Genomic DNA, 17692 nt, shown 5'->3' on the forward strand with positions numbered 1-17692 from the left:
CTGCCGGTCGAGACGGAAGCGGGGACGCGGTGCAGCCGAACGAGGCAGAGACGACGTGGCAGGCGGACCAGGAGTTCGTGGACCACGTCTACGGGCGCCTGGACGACCTCCGGGACCGCTACCGGCTGCGGCTGGAGGAGGTCCGGCGGCAGGGGGCGAGCGGCACGCCGCAGAACCGCTCGGAACGTGACGCCTTCGCGGTCCACTACGAGGACACGCTGGCGCGCCTGGAGCAGGTGGAGAACCGGCTGGTCTTCGGCCGCCTCGACCTCACCGACGCGGCGCGCCGCTACATCGGGCGCATCGGGATCGCCGACGAGGACCAGGAGTCGCTCCTCATCGACTGGCGCGCCCCGGCGGCGCGCCCCTTCTACCAGGCGACCGCCGCCCGGCGCGGGGACGTCGTGCGCCGCCGCCACCTCATGACCCGTGGCCGGCAGGTCACCGGGGTCGAGGACGAGCTGCTCGACACCGAGGCCGACGTCGAGGGGCTCACCGGTGAGGGGGCCCTCTTCGCGGCGATGGCCGCCGCCCGCGAGGGCCGGATGGGCGACATCGTCGCGACCATCCAGTCCGAGCAGGACGAGATCATCCGCGCCGACTCCGATGGCGTGCTCGTCGTCGAGGGCGGCCCGGGCACCGGGAAGACGGCGGTCGCCCTCCACCGCGCCGCCTACCTCCTCTACACCCACCGCGAGCGCCTCGAGCGTTCGGGCGTGCTCGTCGTCGGGCCCAGCCGAGTCTTCCTGCGCTACATCGAGCAGGTCCTGCCCTCCCTCGGTGAGAGCGGCGTCGTCGCGACGACGCTGCCCGATCTCCTCGCCGACGTCCCCGCGACGGGCACGGAGCCGGAGGAGGTGGCAGCGGTCAAGGGCCGGGCGGTCATGGCCCAGGTGCTGCGTCACGCCGTGCGCGGGCTCCCCCGACGCCTGGAGGAGCCCGTCCTTCTCGACGTCGACGGCGAGAAGGTGCGTCTGGAGCCGGAGGACGTGCGCACGGCCCAGGAGCGCGCCCGCCGCAGCTCCCGCCCGCACAACGTGGCCCGCCGCACCTACGCGACCGCCGTGCTCGACGCCCTCGTCCGGCGCTGGGCCGGGGAGAAGGGCCTGGACCTCGAGTCCGAGCAGGGCTGGTTGCTGCAGTCCCTGCGTGAGTCGCGCGACGCCCGCCGCGAGGTCAACCTCCGGTGGATGCCCACGACTCCGGAGCAGCTGCTGCGCCGCCTCTACGCCGACCCCGCCTTCCTCGCCCGGCACAGCCGCGGGCTGAGCCCGGCGGACCGCCGCCTGCTCCGCCGTCCCGCCGGGGCCCCGTGGACCCCGGCGGACCTGCCCCTGCTCGACGAGCTCGCCGTCCTGCTCGGACGCATGGAGAACCCGGAGGAGGAGCGGGCCCGCCTGGCGCGTGCCGCCGAGCGGGCGTCCGCCATCGCCTACGCCGAGCACGCCATCCGTGAGGACGGCATCGGGGGCGGGATGGTCGACGCGCAGACCCTCGCCTCACGCTTCGCGGCGCCCGAGGCGCGGCGCTCGCTCGCCGAGCGGGCGGCGTCCGACCGCGAGTGGACCTACGGCCACATCGTCGTCGACGAGGCCCAGGAGCTGTCGCCCATGGCGTGGCGGGCGCTGCTGCGCCGCAACCCGAGCCGGTCGATGACGCTCGTCGGCGACCTCGACCAGCGCTCGGGCCACCAGCCCGCCCGCAGCTGGACCGAGCTGCTGGGCACCGCGGCGAGCGAGCACGTGCGGAGCGCCGCCCTGACCATCAACTACCGCACGCCGGCGGAGGTCATGAGCGCCGCCGTGCGCGTGCTGCGTGCCGCGGGTGGCGCCCAGGCCGCCCCGGCCCGCTCCGCGCGCTCGGTCCCCGGCTCGCTCAAGGTGACGAGGGTGGCCGACGAGCGTGAGGTGGCCGACGTCGTCGTCGCGGAGCACGCGGCCATGGGCCAGGGGCGCCTCGCCGTCGTCACGGCCACCGGCCGGGTGGCAGCCATGCGCGAGCTGCTCGCTCCTCGGCTGGGCGCCGTGCTCGAGGCGCCCGGCGGGGACGTGCTCGCCGCGCCGGTCGTCGTCCTCGATCCCGTCACCGCCAAGGGACTCGAGTTCGACGTCGTCGTCCTCGTGGAGCCCCAGGAGGTCGCCGCGGGCGGACCGGGCGACCTCTACGTCGCGATGACCCGTCCCACGCGGCTGCTCCACGTGCTGCACCGCGGTGAGCTGCCCCCCGGGCTGGCCGACTGACGTCCGCAGGGCGGATCGGTTTCCCCGATCGCCCGCCGGTGGGCCACCATGGGCAGGTGCGCGCACTGCTACTGGAGAACCCCCACGAGAACGCCGACGCAGCCCTCGAGTCCGCCGGGCTGGAGGTGGTGCGCCACACCGGCGCCATGGACGAGGACGAGCTCATCGCCGCCCTAGACGGCGTCCAGGTGCTCGGCATCCGTTCGAAGACGACCGTCACCCGGCGCGTCCTCGAGGCCGCGCCGGACCTGCTGACGATCGGTGCCTTCTGCATCGGCACCAACCAGGTCGACCTCGGCACCGCGGCGCACCGGGGGGTGACCGTGTTCAACGCGCCCTTCTCCAACACGCGGTCGGTCGTCGAGCTCACCCTCGGGGAGATCATCGCGCTCAACCGGCGCCTCACGGCCCAGGACAGCGCCCTGCACGCGGGACGCTGGGACAAGTCCGCAGCCGGCTCCCACGAGGTCCGCGGCCGCACGCTCGGGATCGTGGGCTACGGCAACATCGGCACCCAGCTCTCCGTCCTCGCCGAGGCGCTCGGCATGCGCGTGGTCTTCTACGACACCGCCGAGAAGCTCGCGCTGGGCAACGCCCGGCGGATGGGCAGCCTCGAGGAGCTCCTCGAGATCGCCGACGTCGTCACCCTCCACGTGGACGGCCGGGCAGGCAACGCCGGCATGTTCGGCCGCGAGCAGTTCGAGCGCATGCGCCCCGGGGCCATCTTCCTCAACCTCTCCCGGGGCTTCCTCGTCGACTACGCCGCCCTGCGTGAGCGGGTGCTGTCCGGCGCGATCGCCGGTGCCGCCGTCGACGTCTTCCCCGAGGAGCCCAAGCGCAACGGCGACCCGTTCGACTCCGAGCTGCGCGGCCTGCCCAACGTCATCCTCACCCCGCACGTGGGCGGCTCGACGGAGGAGGCGCAGGAGGGCATCGGCGCCTTCGTGTCGAACAAGCTCGCCTCCTACGTCCTCGACGGCACGACGACGATGAGCGTCAACGTCCCGCCGCTCGCCCTGGACCGCGCCCCCACGGCCCGCTACCGGGTCACCTACCTGCACCGCAACACCCCCGGTGCGCTCGCCCTCGTCAACCAGGCCTTCGCCGAGAGCGGGGCGAACATCGAGGGCCAGATCCTCGGCACGCGCGGCGACCTCGGCTACGTCGTCACCGACATCGGCGGGGAGCTGCCCGACGAGGCACGCCAGGCGTTGGACGAGGTCCCCGACACGATCCGCCTGCGGGTGCTGCTCACCGGTCGCTGACGGCCGGGCCGCACTACCGTGAGGCCATGACCTACCAGCCCGCGCCCGACCGATACGACTCGATGACCTACCGCCGCTGCGGGCGCAGCGGCCTCGACCTGCCCGCCATCGCCCTGGGGCTGTGGCAGAACTTCGGCCACGGCCACGCCGAGCAGACCCAGCGGGAGATCGTCCTGCACGCCGTCGACCGCGGCGTCACGCACATCGACCTCGCCAACAACTACGGCCCGCCGCCCGGCGCGGCCGAGTCCTTCTTCGGGCGGCTCCTCGCCGCAGACCTCGCCCCCTACCGCGACGAGCTCGTCGTCTCGACCAAGGCCGGGTACCGGATGTGGCCCGGGCCGTACGGGGAGTGGGGCTCGCGCAAGTACCTCCTGTCCTCCCTCGACGCCTCCCTGCGCCGTCTGGGGCTCGACTACGTCGACATCTTCTACTCCCACCGCGACGACCCGAGGACTCCGCTGCACGAGACGATGGGGGCGCTGAAGACCGCCGTCGACTCGGGCCGCGCGCTGTACGCGGGCATCTCCTCCTACACCGCCGAGCGCGCCGCCGAGGCGGTGGCCGTGGCCGAGGAGATCGGGCTGACGCTGCTCGTCCACCAGCCCTCCTACTCGATGCTCAACCGCTGGGTCGAGGAGGGCAGCCCCTCGGTCCTGGACGTCACCGAGGAGGCGGGCATGGGCAACGTCGTCTTCTCCCCGCTCGCGCAGGGGATGCTCACCGAGAAGTACCTCGACGGCATCCCGGCGGACTCCCGCGCCGCCCGCGGCGGCCCGCTGAGCGAGGACTTCCTCACCGAGCAGACGCTCACGCACGTCAGAGCGCTGGCGGAGATCGCACGCGAGCGCGGCCAGACCCTGGCCCAGCTCGCGATCGCGTGGGTGCTGCGCGACACGCGCGTGACGACGGCGCTCGTCGGCGCCTCGAGCGTCACCCAGCTCGACGACTCCCTCGCGGCGCTGGACGACCTCGAGATCAGCGCGGAGGAGCTGGAGCGGATCGACGCGCACGCCGTGGACGCCGGCATCAACATCTGGGCCCGGCGCTGAGGAACCGGTGACGGTGGCGGCTTCCCCTCCGCCACCGTCACCGGTGGTCAGTGCGAGGCGGGCTCGCTGGCCTCCACACTAGCGGAGTCGTCGTCGGCGGGCGCCGCGGACGGCGGGTCGAGCGGGCGCTCCGCGCGCAGCGCCGTGATCGCCGTCTCGAAGTCCTCCAGGGACGTGAAGGCCGAGTAGACGCTGGCGAAGCGGAGGTAGGCGACCTCGTCGAGCTCGCGCAGCGGCCCGAGGATCGCCAGCCCGACCTCGTGGGCGTTGATCTGCGCCGCTCCGGCCGCGCGCACCGTCTCCTCGACCTGCTGGGCGAGGAGGGCGAGGTCGTCGTCGGAGACGGGCCTGCCCTGGCAGGCCTTGCGTACTCCGGCAACGACCTTCTCGCGGCTGAACGGCTCGACGACGCCGGAGCGCTTGACGACCGACAGGCTGGAGGTCTCGATGGTCGTGAATCGGCGGTGGCAGGCCGTGCACTCGCGGCGCCGACGGATCGCGGAACCGTCGTCCGCCGTTCGCGAGTCGATGACCCGCGAGTCCGCGTTCCGGCAGAACGGACAGTGCACGTGAGCTCCTCGCTGCTTGGGCGGGCCACCGCGTGGCACCGCTGGGAGCACGGTACGGGCGCTCCAGCGCGAGGTGCAAGGTTGCGCGGGCTCAGCCCGCCGGGACGAGGAGCTGCTGGCCCGCGACGAGCTCGCTCGAGCCGAGACCGTTGAGCTCGACGATCTCGTCGACGACCTCGCGCACGTCCTCACCCTCCGTCGCCGTGCCGGCGGCGATGGCCCACAGGGTGTCCCCGGTCGCCACGCTCACCCGCTCCACCGGGCCCTGGTAGCCCTGCGCGTCCGCGGCCAGACCGCCCAGCCAGCTGCCGCCGGTCACGGCGGCCGTCAGCGCGACGGTGAGGACGAGCAGGGACCGCACGAGCCGGCCGCGCGCGGTGAGGCGGACCGCCGGGCGGGCGACCTCCGCCGGCCGCGTGGGCTCGACCCGCTGCGGGACGGGAGCCACGTAGCCGGGGCCGACGAGCTGGAGGTGCCCCCTGCTCCGTGCGGGGACCTCTCGGGCCGGGACCGTGGGAATCGCTAGTGCACTCATCGTCTACTCCTTCGAACGCCTGTACGTCGAACGTCTGTGCGACACCGTACTACCCGAGGCCGACACTGTCGACACGCCGTCGAACAGATGTTTGATCTTGGCCCGGGAGCCTTCTACGCTGTCGAGGACGAGCCCATCACCGACCACTGACATTCGAGGAGCACGTGCCGTGAACCCAGGCCAGGACGAGCCCGACGACGGCGCGACGGTCCACGAGCTCCCGGAGCAGGAGCCGCTCGACGGTGCCCTCACCGAGCGCCAGCGGCTCGTCCTCGAGACCATCCGGCGCAGCGTGGACGAGCGCGGCTACCCCCCGACGATGCGGGAGATCGGCACGATCGTCGGGCTGCAGAGCCCCTCCTCGGTCAAGCACCAGCTCACCGCGCTGGAGCGCAAGGGCTACCTGCGCCGCGACCCGAAGCGTCCGCGCGCCATCGAGATCGTCGGCACGGAGGTCCGCGGACCGCAGCTCGGCAGCCCGGAGGACGCGAGCGACGCGCCCGCCCCCACCTTCGTGCCGGTCGTCGGACGGATCGCGGCGGGCGGACCGATCCTCGCGGAGCAGGCCGTCGAGGACGTCTTCCCCCTTCCCCGCCAGCTCGTCGGGGACGGCGAGCTCTTCCTGCTCAAGGTCCGCGGGGACTCGATGATCGACGCCGCCATCTGCGACGGCGACTGGGTCGTCGTCCGCCGTCAGCCCGTCGCCGAGAACGGCGAGATCGTCGCTGCGCTGCTCGACGACGAGGCCACGGTCAAGACCTTCCAGCGCCGCGACGGCCACGTGTGGCTCATGCCGGCGAACGAGGCCTACTCCCCCATCGACGGCGACGCCGCCCAGGTGCTGGGCCGCGTCGTGTCCGTGCTCCGGAGCCTCTAGACCCCCAGCTCGCGCGCCACGGCGCGGATGCGCTCGGCACTGGCCCGCAGCCCGGCCTGCTCGTGCGGCGTCATGGGCGGCATCAGCCGCTCCTGGGCGCCGTCGCCGCCGACGACCGTGGGCACCGACAGGCACACGTCGGAGATGCCGGCGTAGTCGGTGAGCAGCGTGGAGACGGGCAGCACGCGGTTCTCGGCCCGCAGCACCGCCTGGATGATGCCGACGGCGGCGAGCGCGACCGCGTAGTTCGTCGCACCCTTGCCCTCGATGATCTTGTAGGCGGCGGTGACGACCTCCTCCGCGATGGCTCGGCGGGAGGGCTCGTCGAGGAGCGGGGCGTGGGTGCTGCTCCAGTCGAGCAGCGGGACCGCGCCGATCATCGCCGAGCTCCACAGGACCAGCTCGGAGTCGCCGTGCTCACCGACGACGTAGGCGTGGACGTTGGACGCCGCGATCCCGGTCTCCTGGGCGATGCGGTAGCGCAGGCGCGAGGTGTCCAGGACGGTGCCCGAGCCGAAGAGCTGCTCGCGCGGGAGGCCCGAGATCGCCAGGGCCGCCTGGGTGACGATGTCGACCGGGTTGGTCACCATGAGGAAGGTCGCGTCCGGGGCGACGGCGGTGAGCCTGGGGACCAGTGTGCGCATGAGGCCCACGGTGCTGGCGGCGAGGTCGAGGCGGGTCTGCCCGGGGCGCTGCTTGGCCCCGGCGGTGATGACGACGACGTCCGCGTCACGGCAGACCTCGACGTCGTCGGAGCCGATGATCTGGGCGTGCGGCATGAACTGGATGCCGTGGGCGAGGTCCAGGGCCTCGGCCTCGACCTTCGCACGGTTGACGTCGTGCAGGACCACCCGCCGCGCCACACCCTGCATGAGCAGCGCGTACGCGAGGGTCGCCCCGACGGCGCCCGCCCCCACGATCGCGACCGTGCTCGCTCCTGCCCGTGCCATTGCGGCTCCTTCCGTCGTCGACGAACCCGAGCCTAGGGGGTCGGCGCGGGCTGTGCCGCCAGGCGCCGCAGGGCGGCGCGGGCCACCTCGCCGTCCGTCGTCGGCCACAGCGGCGGCATGGAACCGCGCAGGAAGCCGCCGTACCGGGCCGTGGCGAGCCGCGAGTCGAGGACGGCGACGACGCCGCGGTCCTCGGTCGAGCGGATGAGTCGCCCGGCGCCCTGGGCGAGGAGGAGGGCCGCGTGCGTGGCCGCCACGGACATGAAGCCGTTGCCGCCGCTCGCCGCGACGACCTCCGAGCGGGCCGAGCGGATGGGGTCGTCGGGCCGCGGGAAGGGGATGCGGTCGATGACGACCAGCCGGCACGTGCGGCCCGGCACGTCCACCCCCTGCCACAGGGACAGCGTGCCGACGAGCGTGGCCGACTCGTCCTCGGCGAAGCGCCGCACGAGCGAGGGCAGCTGGTCCTCCCCCTGGCACAGGACCGGGGTGTCGAGCTCGCCGCGGAGTAGCTCCGCGGCCTCCTCCGCGGCCCGCCGGGAGGAGAACAGCCCCAGGGCACCGCCCCCGGAGGCCCGGACGAGCTCGACGAGCTCGCGCTGGGCGTCCTCCCCCGGCCCCTCGCGCCCCGGCGCGGGCAGGTGGCGGGCGACGTAGAGGATGCCCTGGCGGCCGTAGTCGAAGGGTGAGCCGACGTCGATGCCGTGCCAGCGCGGGCCCGGTGCCGGGCGAGGGGCGTCGTCGTCGGGCTCGAGGTGGTCGAGCAGGCTGACGCCGAGGGTGCGGGCCACCGGCGCGAAGGTGCCGCCGAGGGAGAGCGTCGCGGAGGTGAGGACGGCGGCCTTGCCGGCGAGGAGCTCGGTGGCGATCGGGCGGGCGACGTCGAGGGGCGCGAGGTGGAGGCGGGCGGCCTCGAAGCCGGTGCGCCCGCGCTCGCACCACAGGACCTCGCGGCGTTGGGCCACGCCGTCACCGAGGAGACGCTCGGCGATCTCGTGGAGGACGACCATCGCCGAGCGGGCCATGAGACGCCCACCGGCCTCGGCGTCGCTCTCCCCGCGCATCGCGCTGATCGCCTCACGGCTGCCCGCCTCCAGGAGTGCGAGAGCGTCGAGGAGCTCGGCGGGCACCGAGCGCAGCCGCCCCGTGGGCGCGGTCTCGAGCCAGGCGCCGAGCGCGCGGCCCGCGGCGTCGAGCGCCTCGACAGCCACCCCGGTGTGCTTGCGGGCCAGCCGGGCGGTGCGGTCGACGACGGCGGTGGACAGCTCGAGCGTGGACTGTGCCGTCACCCGCTCGGCCAGCTCGTGGGCCTCGTCGACGACGAGGACCTCGTGCTCGGGCAGCACCCGGGGGGAGCCGGCCGCGGCGATGCCGAGCATCGCGTGGTTGGTGACGACGACGTCCGCCTCGTGGGCCGCTCGCCGCGCCGCCTCGGGGAAGCACTCCTCGAGCATGGGACAGCTCGCCCCGAGGCACTCGAGCTTGGTCACCGAGACCTGGCGCCAGGCCCGGTCCCCCACGCCCGGGTCGAGGTCGTCGCGGTCCCCCGTGTCCGTCTCCTCGGCCCACTCGCGCAGCCGGACGACCTGCTCGGCGAGCGGCCCGCGGGACGCACCCCCGGCATCCGCCGTGGCGGCGTCGACGGCGAAGAGGCCCGGCTCGTCCTCGGTGGGGTAGCCACCGGCGACCTTGTGCTTGCACATGTAGTTGTGCCAGCCCTTGAGGAGCGCCACCTGGGGGCGGGGGGCTCCGGAGGCGGCGACGACGTCGGCGACGAGCGGGACGTCATGGGTGAGCACCTGGCGCTGGAGGGCGAGGGTGGCGGTGGAGACGACGGCCCGCTGGTGGTGGCGCACGGCGTGGTCGAGGACGGGCACGAGGTACCCGAGGGACTTCCCGGTGCCGGTGCCGGCCTGGACGAGCAGGGCCCGCGGCTCCCTCAGGGTGCGGGCGACCTCCTCGGCCATCTCCAGCTGGCCCGCGCGCTCCCCGCCGCCCAGGCGGCCGACAGCGGCGGCGAGCAGCTCGGGCGTGCCGCTCACGCCGACGCGGCGGCGGTGAGGTCGGCCGCGAGGACCGGGTCGACGAGCGCGGTCAGCCGCGTGCCGTCGCCCGTGTGCTCCTCGGTCAGCACCTCGCCGGTGGCGTGCGCCCGGGAGACGAGGTCGCCGCGCGAGTAGGGCACGAGGACGTCCACGCGCACCGAGGGGCGCGGGAGCAGCTCGGCGATGCGCTCGCGCAGCTCCTCGACGCCCTCGCCGGTGCGTGCCGACACCGCGACGGCGCCGGGGTAGCGGGTGCGCAGGGCCGCGACGGTGCCGGCGTCGGCGAGGTCGGCCTTGTTGAGGACGACGATCTCGGGGATGTCGTCGGTGCCGGGGATGTCGGCGAGGACGTCGCGGACCGCCTTGACCTGGCCCTCGGGGTCGGGATGAGCGGCGTCGACGACGTGGAGGATGAGGTCGGCGTCGGCGACCTCCTCGAGGGTCGAGCGGAAGGCCTCGACCAGCTCGTGGGGCAGGGAGCGGACGAAGCCGACGGTGTCGGCGAGGGTGTAGATGCGCCCGTCCGGGGTCTCGGCACGGCGCACGGTGGGGTCCAGGGTGGCGAAGAGCGCGTTCTCGACGAGCACCCCGGCCCCGGTGAGCCGGTTGAGGAGGGAGGACTTCCCGGCGTTGGTGTAGCCGGCGATGGCGACGGCGGGGATCTGCGCGCGGTGCCGCGAGGCCCGCTTGGTCTCCCGTGAGGGGGCCATCGCGGCGATCTGGCGGCGCAGGCGCGCCATGCGGGTGCGGATGCGGCGGCGGTCGAGCTCGATCTTCGTCTCACCGGGTCCGCGGGAGCCGATGCCGGCGCCGCCGGCGACGCGCCCACCGGCCTGCCGGGACATCGACTCGCCCCAGCCGCGCAGGCGCGGGAGCAGGTACTCCAGCTGGGCGAGCTCGACCTGCGCCTTGCCCTCCCGGGACTTCGCGTGCTGGGCGAAGATGTCGAGGATGAGGGCGGTCCGGTCGATGACCTTGACCTTGACGACGTCCTCCAGCGCACGGCGCTGGGAGGGACTGAGCTCGGAGTCGGCGACGACGGTGTCGGCGCCCACCTCGGCGACGAGCTCGGCGAGCTCGGCCGCCTTGCCCGAGCCGAGGAAGGTGGCGGGGTCCGGGGTGGCGCGGCGCTGGAGCACGGCGTCCAGGACGATGGAGCCGGCGGTCTCGGCGAGCGCCGCGAGCTCGCGCATCGAGACCTCCGCCAGCTCGGCCTGCGGGCCGGACCACAGACCGATGAGGACGACCCGCTCCAGGCGCAGCTTGCGGTACTCGACCTCGGACATGTCCTCGAGCTCGGTCGAGAGGCCCGCGACGCGTCGCAGCGCGGAGCGCTCCTCGCGGTCGAGCTGCTCGCCGTCGAGCTCGTGACCCTCCGCGCCGCCGGACTGCAGCGCCGTCCCGGCCCGGGCGAGCACCCGGGCCACGACGTCCCGTGCGGGGTCGCGCTGCTGCACTGCGTCGTCGTCGTGATCTGCCATGGTCTCCCAGTCGTCGTCCACCGCTCCCAGGGTCCCACGGCGGCCCCCGTCCGGCGACCAGTTTTCCCCAGGCGCGGGGTAGGTTTCGTGCGTGAGCGAGCACTACTTCACCGCGCGGCCGGCGTCCCCCGGCGAGACGCGCACCATCGACGTCGTCCTGCGCGGGCGGCCGGTCCAGGTCCGCACCGCACCGGGCGTCTTCTCCGGCGACCGGCTCGACATCGGGACGCGCGTGCTCCTGGACGCCGTGCCCGACCCGGCGCCCACCGGGACGCTCGTCGACCTCGGCTGCGGCTGGGGTCCGATCACCCTGGCGATGGCCGCCGCCTCCCCCGCGGCGAGGGTCGTCGCCGTCGACGTCAACGAGCGGGCCCGCGACCTCACCGCGCGCAACGCCGCCGCACTCGGGCTCGGCAACGTCGTCGCCACCGCCCCGGAGGAGGCCGGTGGGCTCGTCGCGGACGGCATCGACGAGCTGTGGTCCAACCCGCCCATCCGCATCGGCAAGGAGGCGCTGCACGAGCTGCTGCGCACGTGGCTGGGCCGGCTGGCACCCGCCGGGCACGCGCGGCTGGTGGTGAGCAAGAACCTCGGGGCCGACTCCCTGCAGCGCTGGGTCGAGACCGAGCTCGGCATGCCGACGGAGCGCCTGTCGAGCTCCAAGGGCTTCCGGGTGCTCGACGTGCGCCGGGGGTAGTCCTCCTCCGCTCAGCTCGCCGGGAGACAGCCGCCGTCGAGGATGACGCCGGCGAGCTGGGCGCTGACGCTGCCGTCCGCCGCGACACCGCCGACGAGGCACCCGCCTGCCGGCGCGCCGACCCCGAAGCGGACACCGCCGGCACCGTCGCCGCGTGCCCGGACGTGCTCGAGGCCCACGTCGGTGAGTGCGCGCTCGACCGCACCCTCCGTGAGGGGCTCGTCGCTCGCGCCGAGCGCCTCGAGCGCCTCGGTGGCCTGCTCGAGCGTGCCGGCGTTGCCGGCCCTCGCGCTCCCGTCGAGGGCAGCGCGGTCGCGGTACCGCTCGTTCTGCTCCATCGCGTGCTCCGGGTCGTAGGGCACGCAGTCCGTGGGCACCTGGCCGTCGACGGGCGCAGGGCAGGCGGGGAGCGGGCTCGGGCTCGAGCCCGTCGCGCCGGGCGACGTCACGGTCCCGCACGCCGGCAGGAGGAGGAGTGCCGCAAGCATCCCGGTCGCGAGGCACACGGAGCGCCTTGTGCGGTGCTGGAGAGCCATGGCCGGGGAGTGTACCGACGCCGCGGCGGGGACGGCCGTGGGTCAGCGCAGCGTGACGCGCCCGACGAGCGTCGCCGGGCCGGTCAGCAGGGCGCGGCCGTCGTCGGTGAGCCGCACGAGCAGCTCCCCGCCCGGCACGAGCACGCGCCACAGCCGGGGTGCCCCGGCCCCTCCCCACGCGTGCAGCGCGACGGCGACGGCGCAGGCGCCGGTGCCGCACGAGCGTGTCTCCCCCGCACCGCGCTCCTGCACGCGCATGCGGACGGCGCCGGTGGCCTCGCCGTCCGTCGTCGTCTCCCCGAGGGGGACGACGATCTCGACGTTCGTGCCGTCGGCGGGCTCGGGGTCGACGGCCACGAGCGGGACGAGGTCGGCCGCCGCCAGCTCGTCCTCGTCGGGCAGGGCGACGACGGCGTGCGGGTTGGGCATGGTGACGCGCAGCCCGGCACGGGTGCCCTCGAGGCCGCGCACCTGGACGGCGACGTCGAAGCCGCGGGTGACGGCGTCGCCGCCCCCGGGCAGCTGCCAGGGGCCCATGTCGACGGTCCAGTCGGTGCCGGTGCGGGTGACGGTGCGCACGCCCCCGCGGGTGCCGATGAGCACGGGCTCGCCGTCCGCGGGGGCGATGAGGCCCTCGTCGACGAGGTAGGTGGCCAGGAGCCGGGCGGCGTTGCCGCACATCTCGGCGACCGAGCCGTCGGCGTTGCGGTAGTCCATGAACCACTCGGCGCCCTCGGCTGCCGCGGCGCGGGCCTCGGGCGTCCCCAGCGCGGCGGACCGGACGGCCCGGACGAGGCCGTCGGCGCCGATGCCGGCGCGCCGGTCGCACAGCGCGGCGACGGCGGCGGCGTCCACGTCGAGGCGGGCGTCGGGGTCGGTGAGGAGGACGAAGTCGTTCTCCGTGGCGTGCCCCTTGGTGAGCGGGACACCCCGGAGCGGGGCCAGCAGCGACATGCCCACGAGCCTACGCGCCCTCCCCGGAACCTCCGCACGCGCCCGGCACTCCTGTGACGACGCCCTCCCGCAGGCGGCCGAGGGGGCGGACTACGCCAGGAGGGCGGCTACCCGGTCCGGCAGGTCGGGCGACGGCGGGAGCCAGTGGACGCGGGGGTCACGGCGGAACCACTTCTCCTGGCGGCGGGCGAGCTGGCGGGTGGCGATCGAGATGGCCTCGTGCGCCTCCTCGACGCTGAGCCGTCCCTCGAGGACGGCCACGGCCTGGGCGTAGCCGACGGCGCGGGACGCGGTCCGGCCCTCCGCCAGTCCCGCGGCGAGCAGCTCGCGGGTCTCCTCCAGCAGGCCGCCGTCGAGCATCCTCCGCGTGCGGGCGGCGATCCGGACGTTGAGCTCCTCGCGCGGGACGTCGATGGCGACCTGGACGGCGGGCAGGTGGTAGCGGTGCTCGGGCAGCGTGGCGGAGTAGGGCCGGCCGGTCAGCTCGATGACCTCCAGGGCGCGCACGATGCGCCGGGTGTTGCCCGGCGGGATCCGCTCGGCGGCAGTGGGGTCGCGCTCGGCCAGCTCCCGGTACAGCATCCCGGGGCCCTCCTCCTCGGCGCGGGCCTCCAGGCGGCCGCGCACCTCGGGGTCCGTGCCCGGGAACTCGAGCTCGTCCAGGACGGCGCGGACGTAGAGCCCCGAGCCGCCGACGAGGACACCGCGGCGGCCCCGGCCGTCGACGGCGGCGAGGTCGGCGCGCGCCTCGCGCTGGTAGGCCGCGACGCTCGCCTCCTCGGTGACGTCGAGGACGTCGAGCTGGTGGTGCACGACTCCCCTCCGCTCGGCGACCGCGAGCTTGGCGGTACCGACGTCCATGCCGCGGTAGAGCTGCATCGCGTCCGCGTTGACGGCCTCGGCGGACCCAGGGCCGCCGAGGAGGTCGACGACGTCGAGCGCGAGGTCGGACTTGCCCGTCGCGGTGGGTCCGACGACGGCGAGGACGGGAGAGTGCACGGCGCCCAGGCTACGCGGCGGGCCCGCCCCGCCCCGCCTTGCCCCACCCCCTGCCGCGAGCGCTGAGTTGTTACCGGGACGCCCGGTAACAACTCAGCGCTCGCGGCAGGAAGGGATGGGGACGCGGGAAGGGGGCGCGGGAGAGGAAGGGGGCGCGGGAAGGGGGCGTCGGACAGGGGCGCGGTGGTAGGCCGGCTCAGCGGGTGCGCAGGGTCGGCATGCCGAGGGTCACCGCACCGTCGGCTGCCGAGGCGCCACCGCCGTGGTCGTGGTCCCCGCGCTGGGCGCGCTCCCACGCGTCGCCGGCGCGCGTGCGGCGCAGGGCGTAGGTGCCGCCGAGCGCCGGGGAGTCGGCGACGAGGTGGTGGGGAGCGCCGTGGGTGACGGTCGCGGTCACCATGTCGCCGGGACGCGGGAGGTCCGTGACGCCGTCGGGAAGCGCGACGTGGACGAGCCGGTTGTCGGCGGCCCGGCCGCTGATCCGGGCGGTCGCGCCGTCCTTGCGGCCGCCGCCGTCGGCGACGAGCACCTCGACGGTGCGCCCGACCTGCCGCTCGTTCTCCTCCGTGCCGATGCGCTCCTGGAGGGCGACGAGGCGCTGGTAGCGCTCGGCGACGACGTCGGCCGGCACCTGCTCGGGCAGGTCGGCCGCGGGCGTGCCCGGCCGCGGGGAGTACTGGAAGGTGAAGGCGCTGGCGAAGCGGGACGCCTCGACGACGTCGAGGGTGGCCTGGAAGTCCTCCTCGGTCTCCCCCGGGAAGCCGACGATGATGTCGGTGCTGATCGCGGCGTCGGGGATGGCGGAACGGACGCGGTCGAGGATGCCGAGGAACTTCGCCGAGCGGTAGGAGCGCCGCATGGCCCGCAGGATCCGGTCCGAGCCGGACTGCAGCGGCATGTGGAGCTGCGGCATGACGGTGGGCGTCTGGGCCATCGCCTCGATGACGTCGTCGGTGAAGGCGGCGGGGTGCGGGGAGGTGAAGCGCACCCGCTCCAGGCCCTCGACCTGCCCGCAGGCGCGCAGCAGCTTGGCGAAGGCGCCGCGGTCCCCGAAGCCCACCCCGTAGGAGTTGACGTTCTGACCGAGGAGCGTGACCTCGATGGCGCCCTGGGCGACGACGGCCTCGACCTCGGCGAGCACGTCCCCCGGCCGGCGGTCGCGCTCCTTGCCGCGCAGGTGCGGCACGATGCAGAAGGTGCACGTGTTGTTGCAGCCCACGGAGATCGACACCCAGCCGGCGTAGGCCGACTCGCGCTTGGTGGGCAGGGTCGAGGGGAAGACCTTGAGCGACTCCTCGATCTCCACCTGCGCCTCGGCGTTGTGCCGCGCCCGCTCGAGCAGGGTGGGCAGGACGTCGAGGTTGTGGGTGCCGAAGACGACGTCGACCCACGGCGCCTTGTCGACGATGCCGTCGCGCATCTGCTGGGCCAGGCAGCCGCCGACGGCGATCTGCATCCCCGGCCGCGTGCGCTTGACCGACGCGAGCTGACCGAGGTTGCCGAAGAGCCGGCTCGCGGCGTTCTCGCGCACCGAGCACGTGTTGATGACGACGACGTCGGCGCCGGTGCCCAGCGCCTCGCCGGCACCCGCCTCGGCGGGCACGTAGCCGGCGCCCTCGAGCATGCCGGCCAGGCGCTCGGAGTCGTGGACGTTCATCTGGCAGCCCATGGTGCGCACGACGTAGGTGCGGGGCGCGCTCGCGGTGGCAGTCATCGTCGAGCAAGTGTAGTTGCGCCGCGCCGTGTCCCGACCGTGACCCCGAAAATCATGATCCCAGCCACATCACTGGTTAAGTTGACCCTTATGACTGAGCCGGACATGCCGCCACCGACCTCCGAGGCCCTCGTCGAGATGCGGCACGTCGACAAGTACTTCGGCGAGCTCCACGTCCTCAAGGACATCGACCTCACCGTGCACCGCGGCGAGGTCGTCGTCGTCATCGGCCCGTCGGGCTCCGGCAAGTCGACGCTGTGCCGAACCATCAACCGCCTCGAGACGATCAACTCCGGTGAGATCCTCGTCGACGGCACCCCGCTGCCCGCCGAAGGCAAGGCGCTTGCCCGTCTGCGCGCCGACGTCGGGATGGTCTTCCAGTCCTTCAACCTCTTCGCCCACAAGACGGTCCTCGACAACGTCACCCTCGGGCCGGTGAAGGTCAAGGGGATGAAGGCCAAGGAGGCCAAGGAGCAGGCCATGGGGCTGCTCGAGCGTGTCGGTGTCGCGAACCAGGCGTCCAAGCTCCCCGCCCAGCTCTCCGGCGGCCAGCAGCAGCGCGTCGCCATCGCCCGGGCCCTGGCGATGCAGCCCAAGGTCATGCTCTTCGACGAGCCGACCTCCGCGCTGGACCCCGAGATGATCAACGAGGTCCTCGACGTCATGACCTCCCTCGCGCGCGAGGGCATGACCATGGTCGTCGTCACCCACGAGATGGGCTTCGCCCGCCGCGCCGCCGACCGCGTCGTCTTCATGGACGCCGGCGAGATCGTCGAGGAGAAGGACCCGGAGTCGTTCTTCACGCACGCGGAGACGGACCGCGCCAAGGACTTCCTGGGCAAGATCCTCACCCACTGACCCAACCCGATCCGCGTTGTGTGCCAACTGAAGGAGAAGAGCATGCGTAAGACTCGAAGGACGATGATCGCCCTGGCGGCGGCAGGGATGCTCACGCTGTCTGCCTGTGGTGACGACAACGGCGGCACCGAGACCGAGGCCGTCGACCCCTCGGAGTTCCCCGAGGGGAGCACGATGGCCCGGATCGTCGAGGAGGGGACGATCACCATCGGCACGAAGTTCGACCAGCCGCTCTTCGGCCTCCAGGGCCCCGACGGCGTCCCGGTCGGCTTCGACGTCGAGATCGGCCAGCTCATCGCCGACTCCCTCGGCGTGGAGGCGGAGTTCGTCGAGGCCCAGTCCGCCCAGCGCGAGCAGCTCATCGAGAACGGGGCGGTCGACATCGTCGTGGCGACGTACACGATCAACGACGACCGCAAGGAGCTCATCGACTTCGCCGGGCCGTACTACGTCGCCGGCCAGTCGCTCATGGTGGCGGCCGACAACACCGACATCAACGGCCCGGACGACCTCGCCGGCAAGACCGTGTGCTCGGCGGACGGCTCGACGCCGGCGCAGAACATCCGCGACAACTACCCCGACGCCGAGCTCGTCACCTACGGCGCCTACACCGACTGCCTCGACCCGCTGAGCAGCGGCCAGGTCGACGCGGTCACCACCGACAACGTCATCCTCGCCGGCTACGTCGACGAGCAGCCCGACGACTTCAAGCTCGTCGGGGAGCAGTTCACCGAGGAGCCGTACGGCATCGGCCTGGCCAAGGGTGACGACGAGTTCCGCACGTTCATCAACGACGTCCTCGAGGAGGCCTACGATGACGGACGCTGGGCCGAGGCGTGGGAGAACACCGCCGGGGCGGTGCTCGACACGCCCGAGCCGCCCGAGGTCGACCGGTACTGAGCCGACTCCTGCGGTCCGGG

General features: G+C 73.8%; 16 protein-coding genes. 7 read left to right on the plus strand and 9 right to left on the minus strand.

Going from position 1 to position 17692, the window contains the following annotated elements:
• Positions 1 to 29 precede the first annotated feature (29 nt).
• Genes DSZ44_RS08990 through mgrA form a run of 3 tightly spaced genes read left to right on the plus strand, consistent with a single transcriptional unit; the run spans position 30 to position 4557 of the window.
• Entirely contained in the window at positions 30 to 2240 is a 2211-nt protein-coding gene (locus tag DSZ44_RS08990; RefSeq protein WP_110852285.1) for a HelD family protein, read from the plus strand.
• Positions 2241 to 2296: 56 nt separating this feature from the next.
• On the plus strand, positions 2297 to 3505 hold the full coding sequence (serA, locus tag DSZ44_RS08995) for a phosphoglycerate dehydrogenase (RefSeq protein ID WP_258369353.1): 1209 nt from the start codon (positions 2297 to 2299) through the stop codon (positions 3503 to 3505).
• A gap of 26 nt (positions 3506 to 3531) precedes the next feature.
• Positions 3532 to 4557, plus strand: a complete 1026-nt coding sequence (gene mgrA, locus DSZ44_RS09000) for an L-glyceraldehyde 3-phosphate reductase (protein ID WP_110852287.1) — start codon at positions 3532 to 3534, stop codon at positions 4555 to 4557.
• Between the two features lie 47 nt (positions 4558 to 4604).
• Here mgrA and nrdR read toward each other — a convergent pair whose 3' ends face one another.
• Together nrdR and DSZ44_RS09010 are read right to left on the minus strand one after the other, a co-directional pair.
• Positions 4605 to 5126 carry a transcriptional regulator NrdR gene (gene nrdR, locus DSZ44_RS09005; protein ID WP_110852288.1) on the minus strand — a complete coding sequence of 174 codons (522 nt, stop codon included), beginning with the start codon at positions 5124 to 5126 and terminating at the stop codon, positions 4605 to 4607.
• Positions 5127 to 5217: 91 nt separating this feature from the next.
• The gene (locus DSZ44_RS09010; RefSeq protein WP_110852289.1) at positions 5218 to 5661 is read right to left on the minus strand and encodes a LysM peptidoglycan-binding domain-containing protein; all 444 of its coding nucleotides are present in this window, start codon (positions 5659 to 5661) and stop codon (positions 5218 to 5220) included.
• A 169-nt stretch (positions 5662 to 5830) separates the two neighbouring features.
• On the opposite strand from DSZ44_RS09010, the gene lexA reads away from it, so the two are divergent.
• Entirely contained in the window at positions 5831 to 6538 is a 708-nt protein-coding gene (gene lexA, locus DSZ44_RS09015; RefSeq protein WP_220035145.1) for a transcriptional repressor LexA, read from the plus strand.
• Here lexA and DSZ44_RS09020 read toward each other — a convergent pair.
• The 3 genes from DSZ44_RS09020 to hflX are packed head-to-tail and all read right to left on the minus strand — an operon-like array spanning position 6535 to position 11014.
• Positions 6535 to 7488 (minus strand): L-lactate dehydrogenase, encoded by a 954-nt coding sequence (locus tag DSZ44_RS09020; protein ID WP_110852291.1) that lies wholly within the window; start codon positions 7486 to 7488, stop codon positions 6535 to 6537. The two genes, lexA and DSZ44_RS09020, sit on opposite strands and share 4 nt — an antisense overlap.
• Before the next feature lie 32 nt (positions 7489 to 7520).
• Positions 7521 to 9530, minus strand: coding sequence for an ATP-dependent DNA helicase (locus DSZ44_RS09025; RefSeq protein WP_258369356.1), 2010 nt, complete (start codon positions 9528 to 9530; stop codon positions 7521 to 7523).
• The gene (gene hflX, locus DSZ44_RS09030) at positions 9527 to 11014 is read right to left on the minus strand and encodes a GTPase HflX (RefSeq protein ID WP_110852393.1); all 1488 of its coding nucleotides are present in this window, start codon (positions 11012 to 11014) and stop codon (positions 9527 to 9529) included. The genes DSZ44_RS09025 and hflX overlap by 4 nt, the downstream gene beginning before the upstream one ends.
• Before the next feature lie 91 nt (positions 11015 to 11105).
• Between hflX and DSZ44_RS09035 the strand changes: the two genes are divergently transcribed.
• Complete coding sequence (locus DSZ44_RS09035; protein ID WP_110852292.1) at positions 11106 to 11711, plus strand: class I SAM-dependent methyltransferase; 606 nt, start codon at positions 11106 to 11108, stop codon at positions 11709 to 11711.
• Positions 11712 to 11722: 11 nt separating this feature from the next.
• Here DSZ44_RS09035 and DSZ44_RS09040 read toward each other — a convergent pair whose 3' ends face one another.
• The 4 genes from DSZ44_RS09040 to miaB form a co-directional block, all read right to left on the minus strand.
• Positions 11723 to 12247 (minus strand): hypothetical protein, encoded by a 525-nt coding sequence (locus tag DSZ44_RS09040; protein WP_146237508.1) that lies wholly within the window; start codon positions 12245 to 12247, stop codon positions 11723 to 11725.
• Between the two features lie 42 nt (positions 12248 to 12289).
• Positions 12290 to 13201 carry a diaminopimelate epimerase gene (dapF, locus tag DSZ44_RS09045; RefSeq protein WP_110852394.1) on the minus strand — a complete coding sequence of 304 codons (912 nt, stop codon included), beginning with the start codon at positions 13199 to 13201 and terminating at the stop codon, positions 12290 to 12292.
• Positions 13202 to 13291: 90 nt separating this feature from the next.
• Positions 13292 to 14200 (minus strand): tRNA (adenosine(37)-N6)-dimethylallyltransferase MiaA, encoded by a 909-nt coding sequence (miaA, locus tag DSZ44_RS09050; RefSeq protein ID WP_110852294.1) that lies wholly within the window; start codon positions 14198 to 14200, stop codon positions 13292 to 13294.
• Positions 14201 to 14396: 196 nt separating this feature from the next.
• Complete coding sequence (miaB, locus tag DSZ44_RS09055; RefSeq protein ID WP_110852295.1) at positions 14397 to 15914, minus strand: tRNA (N6-isopentenyl adenosine(37)-C2)-methylthiotransferase MiaB; 1518 nt, start codon at positions 15912 to 15914, stop codon at positions 14397 to 14399.
• A gap of 138 nt (positions 15915 to 16052) precedes the next feature.
• Between miaB and DSZ44_RS09060 the strand changes: the two genes are divergently transcribed.
• Positions 16053 to 16772 carry an amino acid ABC transporter ATP-binding protein gene (locus DSZ44_RS09060; protein WP_373681247.1) on the plus strand — a complete coding sequence of 240 codons (720 nt, stop codon included), beginning with the start codon at positions 16053 to 16055 and terminating at the stop codon, positions 16770 to 16772.
• 42 nt (positions 16773 to 16814) lie between these two features.
• Complete coding sequence (locus DSZ44_RS09065; RefSeq protein ID WP_110852297.1) at positions 16815 to 17672, plus strand: glutamate ABC transporter substrate-binding protein; 858 nt, start codon at positions 16815 to 16817, stop codon at positions 17670 to 17672.
• Positions 17673 to 17692 lie beyond the last annotated feature (20 nt).

Source organism: Georgenia satyanarayanai, from assembly GCF_900116375.1.
Taxonomy (GTDB): domain Bacteria; phylum Actinomycetota; class Actinomycetes; order Actinomycetales; family Actinomycetaceae; genus Oceanitalea; species Oceanitalea nanhaiensis.

Bases quoted from the DNA above. Each gene is read 5' to 3' on its own strand.
- miaB (WP_110852295.1), bottom strand. From the start codon at position 15,914: ATGACTGCCACCGCGAGCGCGCCCCGCACCTACGTCGTGCGCACCATG.
- DSZ44_RS09020 (WP_110852291.1), bottom strand. From the start codon at position 7,488: ATGGCACGGGCAGGAGCGAGCACGGTCGCGATCGTGGGGGCGGGCGCC.
- DSZ44_RS09065 (WP_110852297.1), top strand. From the start codon at position 16,815: ATGCGTAAGACTCGAAGGACGATGATCGCCCTGGCGGCGGCAGGGATG.
- hflX (WP_110852393.1), bottom strand. From the start codon at position 11,014: ATGGCAGATCACGACGACGACGCAGTGCAGCAGCGCGACCCCGCACGG.
- mgrA (WP_110852287.1), top strand. From the start codon at position 3,532: ATGACCTACCAGCCCGCGCCCGACCGATACGACTCGATGACCTACCGC.
- DSZ44_RS09060 (WP_373681247.1), top strand. From the start codon at position 16,053: ATGCGGCACGTCGACAAGTACTTCGGCGAGCTCCACGTCCTCAAGGAC.
- DSZ44_RS09040 (WP_146237508.1), bottom strand. From the start codon at position 12,247: ATGGCTCTCCAGCACCGCACAAGGCGCTCCGTGTGCCTCGCGACCGGG.
- DSZ44_RS09010 (WP_110852289.1), bottom strand. From the start codon at position 5,661: ATGAGTGCACTAGCGATTCCCACGGTCCCGGCCCGAGAGGTCCCCGCA.
- dapF (WP_110852394.1), bottom strand. From the start codon at position 13,201: ATGTCGCTGCTGGCCCCGCTCCGGGGTGTCCCGCTCACCAAGGGGCAC.